General features: G+C 65.6%; 18 protein-coding genes. 17 read left to right on the forward strand and 1 reads right to left on the reverse strand.

Annotation, left to right across the window (positions count from 1 at the left end; genetic code table 11):
* Positions 1 to 7 precede the first annotated feature (7 nt).
* The 17 genes from L0976_RS06120 (at position 8) to ureG (ending at position 13,684) form a co-directional block, all read left to right on the forward strand.
* Positions 8 to 562: a sarcosine oxidase subunit gamma gene (locus L0976_RS06120; RefSeq protein ID WP_234186536.1), complete on the forward strand. Its 555-nt coding sequence runs from the start codon at positions 8 to 10 to the stop codon at positions 560 to 562.
* Positions 563 to 850: 288 nt separating this feature from the next.
* Positions 851 to 1,753: a branched-chain amino acid ABC transporter permease gene (locus tag L0976_RS06125; RefSeq protein ID WP_203315960.1), complete on the forward strand. Its 903-nt coding sequence runs from the start codon at positions 851 to 853 to the stop codon at positions 1,751 to 1,753.
* A 3-nt stretch (positions 1,754 to 1,756) separates the two neighbouring features.
* Positions 1,757 to 3,142, forward strand: a complete 1,386-nt coding sequence (gene livM / locus L0976_RS06130; RefSeq protein WP_234186537.1) for a high-affinity branched-chain amino acid ABC transporter permease LivM — start codon at positions 1,757 to 1,759, stop codon at positions 3,140 to 3,142.
* Positions 3,142 to 4,050 (forward strand): ABC transporter ATP-binding protein, encoded by a 909-nt coding sequence (locus tag L0976_RS06135; RefSeq protein WP_203315958.1) that lies wholly within the window; start codon positions 3,142 to 3,144, stop codon positions 4,048 to 4,050. Before livM ends, L0976_RS06135 begins: the two co-directional genes overlap by 1 nt.
* On the forward strand, positions 4,047 to 4,772 hold the full coding sequence (locus L0976_RS06140; RefSeq protein WP_203315957.1) for an ABC transporter ATP-binding protein: 726 nt from the start codon (positions 4,047 to 4,049) through the stop codon (positions 4,770 to 4,772). Before L0976_RS06135 ends, L0976_RS06140 begins: the two co-directional genes overlap by 4 nt.
* A gap of 20 nt (positions 4,773 to 4,792) precedes the next feature.
* On the forward strand, positions 4,793 to 5,137 hold the full coding sequence (locus L0976_RS06145; RefSeq protein ID WP_203315956.1) for a DUF6867 family protein: 345 nt from the start codon (positions 4,793 to 4,795) through the stop codon (positions 5,135 to 5,137).
* A 110-nt stretch (positions 5,138 to 5,247) separates the two neighbouring features.
* On the forward strand, positions 5,248 to 6,366 hold the full coding sequence (locus tag L0976_RS06150; RefSeq protein ID WP_203315955.1) for a branched-chain amino acid ABC transporter substrate-binding protein: 1,119 nt from the start codon (positions 5,248 to 5,250) through the stop codon (positions 6,364 to 6,366).
* A 154-nt stretch (positions 6,367 to 6,520) separates the two neighbouring features.
* The gene (locus tag L0976_RS06155; RefSeq protein ID WP_234186538.1) at positions 6,521 to 7,357 is read left to right on the forward strand and encodes an urease accessory protein UreD; all 837 of its coding nucleotides are present in this window, start codon (positions 6,521 to 6,523) and stop codon (positions 7,355 to 7,357) included.
* 120 nt (positions 7,358 to 7,477) lie between these two features.
* Positions 7,478 to 7,780: an urease subunit gamma gene (locus L0976_RS06160; RefSeq protein WP_203315954.1), complete on the forward strand. Its 303-nt coding sequence runs from the start codon at positions 7,478 to 7,480 to the stop codon at positions 7,778 to 7,780.
* 4 nt (positions 7,781 to 7,784) lie between these two features.
* Positions 7,785 to 8,039, forward strand: coding sequence for a DUF1272 domain-containing protein (locus L0976_RS06165; RefSeq protein WP_203315953.1), 255 nt, complete (start codon positions 7,785 to 7,787; stop codon positions 8,037 to 8,039).
* 8 nt (positions 8,040 to 8,047) lie between these two features.
* Entirely contained in the window at positions 8,048 to 8,353 is a 306-nt protein-coding gene (locus L0976_RS06170; RefSeq protein WP_203315952.1) for an urease subunit beta, read from the forward strand.
* Between the two features lie 122 nt (positions 8,354 to 8,475).
* Positions 8,476 to 9,111: a Urease operon accessory protein gene (locus L0976_RS06175; RefSeq protein WP_234186539.1), complete on the forward strand. Its 636-nt coding sequence runs from the start codon at positions 8,476 to 8,478 to the stop codon at positions 9,109 to 9,111.
* A gap of 2 nt (positions 9,112 to 9,113) precedes the next feature.
* Positions 9,114 to 10,820 (forward strand): urease subunit alpha, encoded by a 1,707-nt coding sequence (ureC, locus tag L0976_RS06180; RefSeq protein WP_203315950.1) that lies wholly within the window; start codon positions 9,114 to 9,116, stop codon positions 10,818 to 10,820.
* Between the two features lie 102 nt (positions 10,821 to 10,922).
* A complete protein-coding gene (locus L0976_RS06185) occupies positions 10,923 to 11,753 on the forward strand; it encodes a GGDEF domain-containing protein (protein WP_234186540.1) in 831 nt (276 codons plus the stop codon).
* A gap of 103 nt (positions 11,754 to 11,856) precedes the next feature.
* On the forward strand, positions 11,857 to 12,321 hold the full coding sequence (gene ureE, locus L0976_RS06190; RefSeq protein ID WP_234186541.1) for an urease accessory protein UreE: 465 nt from the start codon (positions 11,857 to 11,859) through the stop codon (positions 12,319 to 12,321).
* Entirely contained in the window at positions 12,305 to 12,979 is a 675-nt protein-coding gene (locus tag L0976_RS06195; RefSeq protein WP_370643599.1) for an urease accessory protein UreF, read from the forward strand. Before ureE ends, L0976_RS06195 begins: the two co-directional genes overlap by 17 nt.
* Before the next feature lie 93 nt (positions 12,980 to 13,072).
* Entirely contained in the window at positions 13,073 to 13,684 is a 612-nt protein-coding gene (gene ureG / locus L0976_RS06200; RefSeq protein ID WP_234186543.1) for an urease accessory protein UreG, read from the forward strand.
* Here the strand turns inward: ureG and L0976_RS06205 are convergent, their stop codons facing one another.
* Entirely contained in the window at positions 13,685 to 14,368 is a 684-nt protein-coding gene (locus L0976_RS06205) for a Crp/Fnr family transcriptional regulator (RefSeq protein ID WP_203315946.1), read from the reverse strand.
* Positions 14,369 to 14,422 lie beyond the last annotated feature (54 nt).

The following is a 14,422-nucleotide window of genomic DNA, read 5'->3' on the forward strand; positions in this document are numbered from 1 at the left end:
GAGGGCGATGGCTTACGAATATCAGGCGGTGCACGCGCTGGACGGCACGATCGGGGCAATCTCCACCCGGCGGGCGAACCACCTTGCCGTCCATCGCACGACCGCGGTCGCGGCCGTTCTGGCCATGCCGGGTCATGATGCCGAGGCGGCGGAAACCCTGTCTGCCAGCGGTGAGTTCGAGGCGCGCTTTGCCGGCCCCGGCGAATGGCTGGTGCTGTCCGGGGTGCATGCGCCCGAGACGCTCGCCGCCGAGCTCTCGCTCCGCCTCGGCGACCATGCCCATGTGGTCGACCAGAGCCATGGCCGAATCGTCCTGACGCTCTCCGGCCCCGATGCCGCGCGCATCCTGGCGAACGGCGTCGGCATCGATCTCCATGCCGAGGCGTTTCCGGCCGGGCGCGCGGCGAACGTTCTGTGCAACCACGTCTCCGTCAATCTTGCCCGGACCGGCGAAGCGCGTTTCGACCTCGTGGCGGCACGCAGCTTTGCCGAAGCCCTGGTGAAAGACCTGAAGATCATGGCGCGCAGCCACGACCTGTCGGTGGATTTCGCCACGCGCTGAGGAAAACCGCGCGCGGCGACGCGGGGCTTTGCGTCATGCGCCCGCTCAGGCGTCGGGCGATTGGGGTCGTTTTGGGCAAAGCCACTGCTTTTCCTGCCGGTTTTTTGTTTTCCATGGCGTGAAATGCGCCATTTGCCGCTTCCTGTTAAAGAAATTGTCGATCCGGACTTTTTGGGCTTCCCTTTTATCTCGAAAGCGGTATGGAATCCTCCTTGTCGACAAGCTCGAAAAAGAGCGGCAAAAACAAGAGATGCGGCCGTCAGGAACCGTATCCGGGGGATTATATATATGGAATACTTCGTCCAGCAGCTCGTCAACGGGCTGACGCTTGGCTCGATTTATGGTCTGATAGCCATTGGCTATACCATGGTTTACGGCATCATCGGCATGATCAACTTCGCCCATGGCGATATCTTCATGCTCGGAGGGTTCGCAGCCCTCATCACCTTCCTCATCCTCACCAGCGTATTCGTCGGCCTCCCGGTCGTGCTTCTGTTGCTGGTGATGATGGCCGCGGCGATGCTCACGGCATCGCTGTGGAACTGGACGATCGAGAAGGTGGCCTACCGGCCGCTGCGCGGTTCCTTCCGCCTCGCGCCGCTGATCACGGCCATCGGCATGTCGATCGCGCTGTCCAACTTCATCCAGGTCACGCAGGGTCCGCGCAACAAGCCGATCCCGCCGCTGGTGTCGTCGGTCTACAACGTCTTCGGCATCGCGATCTCGCTCAAGCAGATCATCATCATGGTGCTGACGATCGTGCTGCTGACGACCTTCTGGTACATCGTCAACAAGACCGCGCTCGGCCGCGCCCAGCGCGCCACCGAGCAGGACCGCAAGATGGCGGCGCTGCTCGGCATCGACGTCGACCGGACGATCTCCGTGACCTTCATCATGGGCGCCTCGCTCGCCGCCGTCGCCGGCACCATGTACCTGATGTATTACGGCGTGACCGTCTTCACCGACGGCTTCATCCCCGGCGTCAAGGCCTTCACGGCCGCGGTGCTGGGCGGTATCGGCTCGCTGCCGGGCGCCGTTCTCGGGGGCATGCTCATCGGCCTCATCGAGAGCCTGTGGTCCGCATACTTCACCATCGACTACAAGGACGTCGCGACGTTCTCCATCCTCGCTATCGTCCTGATCTTCAAGCCGTCCGGCATTCTCGGACGACCGGAAGTCGAGAAGGTTTGATCCATGTCCCACATTTCGAATACCCCTGAGAGCGCCGGCGGGAACCTGACGGTGCGGGCTCTGCGCGAGGGCTTTTTCGCCGGCCTCGTCTCGCTCGGTCTCTTCGTCCTCTTCGTCGGTCTGGAGACCACGCAGAACATCCGCAACGAGCTGGTGCTCAACCAGCGCTGGGGGCTGCTGGCGATCTTCGTGATCGTCGCCGCCGTCGGCCGCTTCCTCACCGTCGCCTACCTGCGCCCCTGGATGGCCGCCCGCAAGGCCGCCGCCGCGGCAAGGCCGGCCGCGGAGGAAAGCTTCTTCAAGCGCAATTTCAGCATGATCGCCATCGCGGCGCTGATCGTCTATCCGCCGCTCATGGTGACGCTCTTCGGCGTGCAGGGCTCGCTGAAATGGGTCGACAACTTCGGCATCCAGATCCTCATCTACGTGATGCTGGCCTGGGGTCTCAACATCGTGGTCGGCCTTGCCGGCCTGCTCGACCTCGGCTATGTCGCCTTCTACGCGGTCGGCGCCTATTCCTATGCGTTGCTCTCGCAGCAGTTCGGCTTCTCCTTCTGGGTCCTGCTGCCCCTCGCCGGCATCCTTGCCGCCTTCTGGGGCATGATCCTCGGCTTCCCGGTGCTGCGCCTCAAGGGCGATTACCTCGCCATCGTGACGCTCGCCTTCGGCGAGATCATCCGCCTCGTCCTCATCAACTGGACCGAAGTGACCCGCGGCACCTTCGGCGTCTCGGGCATTCCGAAGGCTTCGGTCTTCGGCATCTGGTCCTTCGACGTCAGCGCGCCGAACAACTTCGCCAAGGCTTTCGACCTGCCGATGTCGTCGGCCTACTACAAGATCTTCCTGTTCTATCTCATCCTGGCGCTGGCACTTCTGACCGCCTATGTGACGATCCGCCTGCGCCGCATGCCGATCGGCAGGGCCTGGGAAGCGCTGCGCGAGGACGAGATCGCCTGCCGCTCGCTCGGCATCAACACGGTGACGACCAAGCTGACGGCCTTTTCCATCGGCGCCATGTTCGGCGGCTTCGCCGGCTCCTTCTTCGCGGTGCGCCAGGGCTTCGTCTCGCCGGAGAGCTTCGTCTTCCTCGAATCGGCAATCATCCTCGCCATCGTGGTCCTCGGCGGCATGGGCTCGCTCGTCGGCATCGCGGTCGCCGCGGTGGTGATGGTCGGCGGCACGGAACTCCTGCGCGAGATGCAGTTCCTCAAGCAGGTCTTCGGACCCGACTTCACGCCGGAACTCTACCGCATGCTGATCTTCGGCATTGCCATGGTCACGGTCATGGTCTGGAAACCGCGCGGCTTCGTGGGAAGTCGTGAGCCGACCGCGTTCCTCAAGGAGCGCAAGGCGGTCTCCGGCAGCTTCACCAAGGAAGGGCACGGCTGATGGCCCCCGTGACAGATACGGCGAAGAACACGATGACGAACGATCCCATCCTCACAGTCGAGCATCTCTCGATGCGCTTCGGCGGCCTGATGGCCATCAACGACCTCTCCTTCGAGGCGCAGCGCGGCGAGATCACGGCCCTCATCGGCCCGAACGGCGCCGGAAAGACCACGGTCTTCAACTGCGTCACCGGCTTCTACAAGCCGACCATGGGCATGATCACCATGCGCCAGAAGGAGGGCAGGGAATTCCTCCTCGAGCGGATGGCCGATTTCGAGATCACCCGCGATGCGAAGGTGGCGCGCACCTTCCAGAACATCCGGCTCTTCTCGGGCCTGACGGTTCTCGAAAACCTGCTCGTCGCCCAGCACAACAAGCTGATGAAGGCGTCCGGCTACACGATCCTCGGCCTCCTCGGCTTTCCCACCTACAGGCAAGCCTCGGCCGAATCGATCGATATCGCAAAGTACTGGCTGGAAAAGGCGCATCTCATCGAGCGTGCGGACGATCCGGCCGGGGACCTGCCCTATGGCGCGCAGCGACGCCTGGAAATCGCCCGCGCCATGTGCACGGGGCCGGAATTCCTGTGCCTCGACGAGCCGGCGGCGGGCCTCAACCCGCGCGAGTCGCTCGCGCTCAACGAACTCCTGCGCTCCATCCGCAAGGACAGCGGCACGTCGATCCTGCTCATCGAGCACGACATGTCGGTCGTCATGGAAATCTCCGACCATGTGGTCGTCCTCGAATACGGGCAGAAGATCTCCGACGGCACGCCGGACCATGTGAAGAACGATCCGAAGGTTATCGCGGCCTATCTGGGTGTCGAAGATGATGAGGTCGAAGAGGTGATCGAGGAAATCGAGGTGATCGCGGAGATCGAAGGCACGCAGGGAGGGTCGCAGGAATGAGCGATACGCTTCTCAGCGTCCAGGGCGTGGAAACCTACTACGGCAATATCCGCGCGCTCGCCGGTGTCGATGTCGAGGTCAAGAAGGGCGAGATCGTCAGCCTCATCGGCGCGAACGGCGCCGGCAAGTCGACCCTGATGATGACGATCTGCGGCAGCCCGCAGGCCCGGGCCGGCACCGTCATCTTCGACGGCGAGGACATCACGCGTCAGCCGACGCATCTCATCGCGCGCCGGCGCATCGCGCAGTCGCCCGAGGGACGCCGCATCTTCCCGCGCATGACCGTGTACGAAAACCTGCAGATGGGCGCGAGCCTCGACAATCTGAAGTATTTCGACGAGGACGTGGAGAAGATCTTCACGCTCTTCCCGCGCCTCAAGGAGCGCCAGAGCCAGCGCGGCGGCACGCTTTCGGGCGGCGAGCAGCAGATGCTGTCCATCGGCCGCGCGCTGATGGCCCGCCCGAAGCTCCTGCTTCTCGACGAACCCTCGCTCGGCCTTGCGCCGCTGATCGTCAAGGGCATCTTCGATGCCATCAAGGTGCTGAACCAGGAGCAGGGCCTGACCGTGTTCCTCGTCGAGCAGAACGCCTTCGCCGCCCTGAAACTCTCCGACCGGGCCTATGTGATGGTCAACGGCAAGGTGACGATGAGCGGCTCGGGCAAGGAGCTTCTGGCCAACCCGGAAGTGCGCGCGGCCTATCTCGAAGGCGGGCGCCACTAAGGCGGGAGGGAGACAAGATCATGCAGGGAATTCTCTACGAAGAACCGTCCGTCTGGCAGTTCCTCTTCATCACCATCATCATGGGCGGCTGGACCGCCTGGCGCACGGGCAAGAGCGTCGCGGAGAACTGGCAGAGCTACGGGACGCTGGTCATCTACGTTCTGCTGCTCGGCGCCGCCATCCGTTTCATCCACCATGCGCTGTTCCACGGTACCATGCTCACGCTGCAATACTATGTCGTGGACACCGCCGTGCTTTTGTTGTTTGCTACGCTCGGCTTCCGCTACTACCGCACGCGGCAGATGACCAACAATTATTACTGGCTCTATGAAAAGGCCTCGCCTTTTTCCTGGAAGTCCAAATAACCAGAGGGAACCCCGCCGCCAGCCCGGCTGCGGAACAACTATATCGGCGCAATGAATGCGGGTGTTGCGACCGGTTGAAACCAACCCGCTATAAATTTGGGAGTAACAATATGAAGAAGTCTCTCATGTCGGCTGTTGCTTTGGCTGCAATGGTCGCGTTCAGCGGCAGCGCCTGGGCCGACATCCTGGTCGGCGTCGGCGGCCCGATCACCGGTCCGAACGCCGCCTTCGGCGCGCAGATCCAGAAGGGCGTCGAGCAGGCCGCGGCCGATATCAACGCAGCCGGCGGCATCAATGGCGAGCAGATCAAGGTCGTGCTGGGCGACGACGTATCCGACCCGAAGCAGGGCGTTTCGGTCGCCAACAAGTTCGTCGCCGACGGTGTGAAGTTCGTTGTCGGCCACTTCAACTCCGGCGTTTCCATCCCGGCTTCGGAAATCTACGCCGAAAACGGCATCCTGCAGGTTTCGCCGGCCTCGACGAACCCGACCTACACCGAGCGCGGCCTGTGGAACACCTTCCGCACCTGCGGCCGCGACGACCAGCAGGGCGCCGTAGCAGGCTCCTTCATCGCCGCGAACTTCAAGGACGCCAAGCTTGCCGTTCTGCACGACAAGACCCCGTACGGTCAGGGTCTTGCCGACGAAACCAAGAAGTCGGCCAACGAAGCCGGCGTCACGGAAGCCATCTATGAAGGCGTCAATGTCGGCGACAAGGACTTCTCGGCCCTGATCGCCAAGATGAAGGAAGCCGGCGTGTCCGTCGTCTACTGGGGCGGCCTGCACACCGAATTCGGCCTCATCGAGCGCCAGGCCGCCGACCAGGGCCTGAAGGCGACCTTCATCTCGGGTGACGGCATCGTCTCGAACGAACTGGCCTCGATCGCCGGCGACGCCGTCGACGGCACGCTGATGACCTTCGCTCCGGACCCGCGCAAGAACCCGGCCGCCAAGGAACTCGTCGAGAAGTTCCGCGCTGCCGGCTTCGAGCCGGAAGCCTACACGCTGTACTCCTACGCTGCCCTCCAGGTCATCGCCGAAGCTGCCAAGGCTGCCGGCGGCATCGACCCGCAGGCTGTTGCCGAAGCCCTCAAGTCGAAGGGTCCGTTCCAGACGGCCATCGGCGAACTCGGCTTCGACGAAAAGGGCGACATCACCCGCCCGGACTACGTCATGTACACCTGGAAGAAGGGTGACGACGGCAAGTACACCTACTTCGAGAACGAGTAATCGTCCTGACGGAACGGGCGGCGCATGCGCGCCGCCCGGCCGCCTTGCTTCAGCCCGGCCCCGCGCCGGGCTTTTTCGTGGGAGCCGTCGCTTGCGCCGCGGGCTGCCATGGTGGAACCTGCCTGCCGAAAAGGCCCGGGGATTGCATTCGCACATGACCGCACCGACACAGGAACCGGCCGTTCTGCAAGGCCGCCCGCAACGGGCGCGCGGGGAGGGCAGGCTGGCCACGAAAGCCTCCGCCGCCGGCACGCGGCTGGACGTGTTCTATCAGGAGGGCTGCGCCAAGATCCGCCTGCCCAGGACGTTCGACGGCACGATGGAGGCGGTGCTCATCAACACCGCCGGCGGCCTGACGGGCGGCGACCGCATCGACTGGCGGCTGGACGCGGCGGCCGGAACGCACCTGACGGCAACGACGCAGGCCTGCGAGCGGATCTACAAGGCGAGCGCCGCCACCGCCGCCGTCGAAACGCGCATTGCGGTGGGAACATCGGCGCGCGTGGACTGGCTGCCGCAGGAGACCATTCTCTTCGACCGTTCCTCGCTCACGCGCCGGCTGGAGGTGGACCTTGCCGGGGACGCGGCGTTCCTTGCCGTGGAGGCCGTCCTGCTCGGCCGCAAGGCGATGGGCGAGGAGGTCACCGCCGGCTTCTTCCGCGACCGCTGGCGCATCCGCCGGGCGGGCAGGCTGATCCATGCGGAAGAGGCGCGTCTGGAGGGGGAGGTGGCTCGCCTTGCGGGAGAACGGGCAGTGCTTGCCGGCGCGCGGGCCTTTGCCACCGTGCTCTTTTGCGGCGCCGCGGCCGATGCGCAACTGGAGCCTTTGCGCCGGCTCCTGGACGGCGCGCAGGGCGGCGTCAGCCAGTGGCAGAGCAAGCTCGTCGCCCGCCTTGTCGCGGACGACGGCCTGGCGCTCAGAAAAATACTCGTTCCCGTCATTTCGCACTTGCGTAATGGCGCGGGCGTGCCGAAAGTCTGGAGTCTCTAGAGCGTTTCCGCGCTGCTCCGAATCGCGAGACCGCTCCAGTCTTTTGTTTTCGCAATTCCCGACGCAAGACCGCACGCATTTCCGGCGGACCTGCTCCTGGAGACGAACCATGGATCGCCGATGAACCTGACCCCACGCGAAAAGGACAAACTGCTCATCGCCATGGCGGCGATCGTGGCGCGCAGGCGTCTGGAGCGCGGCGTGAAGCTCAATCATCCCGAAGCGATCGCGCTCATCACCGATTTCGTCGTCGAGGGCGCGCGCGACGGCCGCCCCGTCGCCGAATTGATGGAGGCAGGCGCGCATGTGCTGACCCGCGACCAGGTGATGGACGGCATTGCCGAGATGATCCACGACATCCAGGTCGAAGCCACCTTTCCCGACGGCACCAAGCTGGTGACCGTCCACGAGCCGATAAGGTAGCACCATGCTGGAACTCAGGCCGAACTGCGAATGCTGCGACCGCGACCTTCCGCCGGAAAGCCCGGATGCGATGATCTGCACCTTCGAATGCACGTTCTGCGCGGATTGCGTGGCGGGCATCCTCGGCGGCGCCTGTCCGAATTGCGGCGGCGAGTTCGTGCGACGGCCGGTTCGGCCGGCGGCGCTGCTCGGGAAACATCCGGCATCCACCCGGCGGGTCCTCAAGGCCGAAGGCTGCGGACCGTCGAAAGCTGCGTGAGGAAGAGCATGATACCGGGCGAAATCATTGCCGCCGAAGGCGAGATCGAACTCAATGCCGGCCTGCCGGTCACGACGCTCGATGTTTCCAATACCGGCGACCGGCCGATCCAGGTCGGCAGCCACTATCATTTCTACGAGACCAATCCCGGCCTGTCCTTCGATCGCGAGAAGACGCGGGGCCTGCGGCTCGACATTCCCGCCGGCACCGCCGTCCGCTTCGAACCGGGCCAGACGCGCAGCGTCCATCTTGTTCCCTTCGCCGGCAAGCGGGAAATCTACGGGTTCCGCCAGGGCGTGATGGGGAAGCTCTGACATGTGCGCCCGCGTCCTTACGGCCGCCGCCCTTCATCCGTCGGGGAGGGCGTTCGCCGCGATGGGCGAGGGCAGGGCCGGATTGCAGGCCGTCCCCGGACGGGAAAACTGAGGGAGCGCCGGTGCCGCGCAGGATCGTCATCGTGGGAAACGGCAGCATTGCGCAGGGTGTCGCAGAAACGATCGACGCCGCCGATCTCGTGATCCGCTTCAACGGCTGCCGCTCGGCCGGACCCGGCGGCCTCAAGACCGATGTCGTCGCCGTCTGCAACACGGGCCGCCCGGCGCTGGACATGCTCGCCGGCGGGCGCTGGAAGGCGAGCGCCACCGTGCGGCAGGCGCGTGAAATCTGGTGCGTGCGCTCCCCGGACGTCTTTGCGGCGCTGCGCGCCCCGCTTGCCGAAAGCCATCCCGACCTCGACGATTTCTGCGACGACTACACCACCGGTTTCGAGACCTTCGCACAGGCGACGGGCCGGCGGCTGGCGATCGTCCCGGCCGACGTGCACCATGGGCTCGACGCCGCGCTCGCCGCGTTCGATCCGCCGCCCTATGTGGTGCCGAGCTCCGGGCTGATCGTCATCGCCCATGTGCTCGACAATCTCGCCACGGCCGGTGACCGTGTCCTCCTCGCCGGCTTCGGCCATGCTGGCTGGCAGTGGCATCCCTTCGCCGCCGAGCGGCGCTGGGTGGATGCCCGCATCGCCGCCGGCCATCTCGACCGCCTCGATCCTCCTTCCGCCTCCCGGAGAAGCTGACCATGTCCTACAGAATGTCCCGCGCCGCCTATGCCGGCATGTTCGGCCCCACCACCGGCGACAGGGTGCGCCTTGCCGATACGGAGCTCTTCGCCGAGGTGGAGAAGGACTTCACCACTTATGGCGACGAGGTGAAGTTCGGCGGCGGCAAGGTCATCCGCGACGGCATGGGGCAGAGCCAGGCAACGCGGGCGGAGGGCGCCGTCGATACCGTCATCACCAATGCGCTGATCATCGACCATGCCGGCATCTTCAAGGCCGATGTCGGGCTGAAGGACGGGCGCATCGCCGCGCTCGGCAAGGCCGGGAACCCGGATACGCAGCCGGGCGTCACCATCGTCGTCGGGCCTTCGACGGAGGTGATCGCCGGCGAGGGCAAGATCCTGACGGCGGGCGGCATGGATGCGCATATCCACTATATCTGTCCGCAGCAGATCGAGGAGGCGCTGGCAAGCGGCATCACCATGATGCTCGGCGGCGGCTCCGGCCCGGCGCACGGCACGCTCGCCACCACCTGCACGGGTGCCTGGCACATCGAGCGCATGATTGAGAGCTTCGACGCCTTCCCGATGAACCTGGCGCTCGCCGGCAAGGGCAATGCCTCGCTGCCGGCGCCGCTCGAGGAAATGGTGAAGGCGGGGGCCTCCTCGCTGAAGCTGCACGAGGACTGGGGCACGACGCCGGGCGCCATCGACTGCTGCCTTTCCGTCGCGGACGAATACGACGTACAGGTGATGATCCATACGGACACGCTCAACGAGAGCGGCTTCGTGGAGGATACGATGGCGGCCATCCGGGGCCGGACGATCCACGCCTTCCATACCGAAGGGGCCGGCGGCGGCCATGCGCCCGACATCATCAAGGTCTGCGGCCACGCCAACGTCATCCCCTCGTCGACCAATCCGACGCGGCCCTATACGGTCAACACCATCGCCGAGCATCTCGACATGCTGATGGTCTGCCACCACCTGTCGCCGTCGATCCCGGAGGACATCGCCTTTGCCGAAAGCCGCATCCGCAAGGAGACCATCGCGGCGGAGGACATCCTTCACGATATCGGCGCCTTCTCCATCATCTCCTCCGACAGCCAGGCCATGGGCCGCGTCGGGGAGGTGGCGATCCGCACCTGGCAGACGGCCGACAAGATGAAGCGCCAGCGCGGCCGGCTTGCCGGCGAGACGGGCGACAACGACAACCTGCGCATCCGCCGCTACATCGCCAAATACACGATCAACCCGGCTATCGCGCACGGCCTCAGCCACGAGATCGGTTCCGTGGAGGCCGGCAAGCGGGCGGATCTCGTGTTGTGGAACCCGGCCTTCTTCGGCGTGAAGCCGGACATGGTGCTGATCGGCGGTTCGATCGCGATGGCGCCCATGGGCGATCCCAATGCGTCGATCCCGACGCCGCAGCCGGTGCATTACCGGCCGATGTTCGGTGCCTTCGGCAAGATGCGCACGAATTCCTCCGTCACCTTCGTCTCCCAGGCCGCCATCGACCTCGGCCTGCGCGAACGGCTCGGCGTCGCCAAGCAACTGCTCGCGGTCCGCAATACCCGCGCCATTTCCAAGGCCTCGATGATCCTCAACGACCTGACGCCGCATGTCGAGGTGGACCCGGAGACCTATGAGGTGCGGGCGGACGGGGAACTGCTGACCTGTGAGCCCGCAACGGTGCTGCCGATGGCGCAGCGCTACTTCCTCTTCTGAGGCCGGCCGTTCCCCAACGGGATGGTTAAAGTTCTACCGAATGCATTAGACATCCCTGAAGGCGCGCCCTGTAGAATCTCTTCGTGCACCATGGAGAGATTTATGCGCGGCAGGCTGGCCCTCTGGCTGAGGGCCCAGATCGAACTCGGCGTCTTCGAGACGAAGGCCGACATTTCGGCTTTCGTGCTGAACACCGTTCTGGTGGCGACGGCGCTTGCGACCGCGACTTATCTCATCGCCGCCACGGTCCTCGCCTATTTCGACCTCCTGCCCTATTCCCTCAGCTCCGCCATCAGCTTCGGCGGGTCGACGACGCTGGTGATCGCGGCGAGCGTGACCGCGCTGCTTGCCTGGGTGATCGGCATGGCGATCCATGAACTCTCGCTCTCGCGCGCCGAATTCGAGCGGCGGAGCCGGCTGGATCCCTTGTCCGGCCTCTTCAACCGGCGGGCCTTCACCGAGGCGTTCTCGCAAACGGCGGAGAACGGCTTCTTCGTGCTGTTCGACATAGATCGCTTCAAGGCGGTCAACGACGGCCATGGCCATGCGGCCGGCGATGCGACGATCGCCGCCGTTTCGCAGGAACTGCGCCGGGTCTTCCTGCCGGCGCATCTCGTCGGCCGCTTTGGCGGCGAGGAGTTCACCGCCTTCATCCGCAGCGAGGACCGCGGAGACTGCTGGCTGCTGGTGGAGGAAGCGCGCCGCTCCGTCGCCGCACGGCGGATCGAGGCGGGCGAGGGGGCGATCGCCGTCACCCTGTCCGCCGGCATCGCCGACCGGCGGGACGGGCGGTCCCTGGAGGCCGTCTTCGAGGCGGCGGACAGGGCGCTCTATCTCGCCAAGTCGCTTGGCCGCGACCGGGCCATCCACGAGGACGAGGGCGAGGAACTGCTTGCGCCGAGCCGCAAGGTGGCGGGCGGGCGCCGGCGTTGAGGTCGACCGGCGGCAAATGATGCGGTGCAGCGTATCTGCGGTTCCCTTGGCCGGACAAACATGCTTTTCTCGGGAAACACCCATCGACTCCCGAGGTCCCTCCTTGCCCTATCGCTGCACCACAATCCTGCCGCACGGCACCGGCGGAAACCGCACGCCCATCGACGTCGTGGTGCTGGCGCACGACCAGCGGCATGTGCGCCGCAAGCTGCTGCACATGCAGCATGACGACGTGGTCATGCTCGACCTCAAGGAGCCGGTGCAGCTTGGCCAGGGCGATCTCCTGCTGACGGAGACGGGCGAGACCATCGAGGTGATCGCGGCGGAGGAGGCGCTTTACGAGGTGACGCCGAAGGACCGGCTGCATCTCGTGGAACTTGCCTGGCATCTCGGCAATCGCCACCTGCCGGCGCAGATCGAGGGGGAGCGGATCCTCATCCTTCGCGACCATGTCATCCGCGACATGCTGACGGGGCTCGGCGCAGGCGTGCGCGAGATTTCCGAACCGTTCCATCCGCTGCGCGGCGCCTATCACGGCAACGGGCACCATCATCACGGCCATGGCTGATACCGTAGCGCTCGTCCGGCTGATGACGTGGCTTTCGCCGGCCTTCCCGGTCGGCGCCTTCTCCTATTCCGGCGGACTGGAGCAGGCGGTGGCCGATGGCGACGTGGGCGATGCGCAGACGTTGCGCGGCTGGCTCCTCTGCCTGCTGGCCCATGGCACCCTGTGGAACGATGCCGTGCTGCTGGCCGCCGCGCACCGCGCCTTTGACGATGCGGAACGGCTTGCGGAGATCGCAGCGCTGGCCGGGGCGTTGTCCGGCTCGGCGGAGCGGCACCTCGAAACCATGCTGCAGGGCGGGGCCTTCCTCGCGGCCGCGGCAAGCTGGCCGCATCCGGTTCTGGACGCGCTGGGGGAGGCGGCGGCCTATCCGGTCGCGGTCGGCGCGGTTTCGGCCGCGCATGGTATCGGCGCGGAGGCGGCGCTTGCGGCCTTCCTCCATGCCGTCGCCTCGAACCTCGTGTCGGTCGCCATCCGTTGCGGCGTCATCGGCCAGAAGAACGCCGTGTCGGTGCTGGCCGGGCTGGAGGAGGAGATCATCGCCCTTGCCGCAGCGGCGGCGGGCTCCACGCTCGATGATGACCTCGGCTCCGCGACCATCCGCGCGGATATCGCCAGCCTGCGGCACGAGACGCTGCCGACGCGGCTGTTCCGCTCATGAACGCGCTTGCTGCCGCGCCCGTCCCGGCGCAGACACGAATGAAGGGGTGGCGGCGTTCCCGGCCGGCCGCTCCGTATCCTCCGGAGGTTCACCATGACATCGAAGAACGGTCCCCTGCGCGTCGGCATCGGCGGTCCCGTCGGCTCGGGCAAGACGGCACTCACCGAAAAGCTCTGCAAGGCGATGCGCGAAAGCTATTCCGTCGCCGTCGTCACCAACGACATCTATACCAAGGAGGATGCGGAGGCGCTGGTGCGCATGCAGGCGCTGTCCTCCGACCGCATCGTCGGCGTGGAGACGGGCGGCTGCCCGCATACGGCGATCCGCGAGGATGCCTCGATCAACCTCCAGGCCATCGCCGATCTCAACCGGCGTTTTCCCGATCTCGACGTGGTCTTCATCGAATCGGGCGGCGACAATCTGGCGGCGACCTTCTCGCCCGATCTGGCGGACCTGACGATCTACGTGATCTCCGTCTGCCAGGGGGAGGAAATCCCGCGCAAGGGCGGGCCGGGGATCACGCGTTCGGACCTTCTCGTCATCAACAAGAAGGACCTTGCCCCGCATGTCGGGGCCGATCTCGATGTGATGGAACGGGATGCGGAGCGCATGCGCGCGGCACGGCCCTTCGTGTTCTCGGACATGAAGCGCGGCGAGGGCGTCGAGCGGATCGTCGATTTCCTGCGGGTTCAGGGCGGGCTGTGATCAGACCCGCCGCAATGCCTCGGGGTCGCCGATATGGACGAGGCGGCCGCGCACGCTGACGCCGTGGCCCCGCAGCAGCGAGAAGGCGCGCGAGAGGGCTTCCGGCGCAAGGCCGAGCTTTCCGGCGAGCAGGCTCTTCTGGTAGGGCAGGCGGAAGCTGGACGCCCTGCCGTCCGCCGTGCAATGGGAGAGCAGGTAGCGGGCGACCCGTTGCGGCGCCGTGTGCAGCCGGTCATCGGCCAGGCTGCCGAAGACCCTGGAAAGCTGGCCCGAGAGCGCGGTGGCAAGCGCGACGGCGAGGTCCGACCGGCGGGCGGCGATGTCGCGCACGCGCTTGAGGTCGAAACGGGCGATCAGCGAAGGTTCCGCCGCCTGTGCCGTGGCGGGATAACGGCCGCCGTCGAGCACGACGCTCGCGCCGATCAGGTCGCCGGGACCGTAGAGTTCCACATCGGCTTCCCGGCCGTCGGGATCGAGCTTGTAGACGCGGACATAGCCCGAGAGAACGCAGTGCAGCATGTCGGCAGGCTCGCCCTCGCGGAACAGCATCTGGCGCGCCGGCAGGTTGCCGATGACCGCGATCTCCATCATCGCCGTGACGCTCTCCACGCCGAGCATGGAAAGAAGGCCCGAGTTCAGCAGGGTTTCGCGTTCCCGTGCGCCGGGTTTCATCAGCCTGTTCATCGATCTCACTCCGTGCTCCCGCAGGCATCTTTGGGTCTTCGATGGGAGAAAGAT

This window comes from Shinella sp. NM-101 (genome assembly GCF_021401195.1).
In the GTDB taxonomy this organism is placed as follows: domain Bacteria; phylum Pseudomonadota; class Alphaproteobacteria; order Rhizobiales; family Rhizobiaceae; genus Shinella.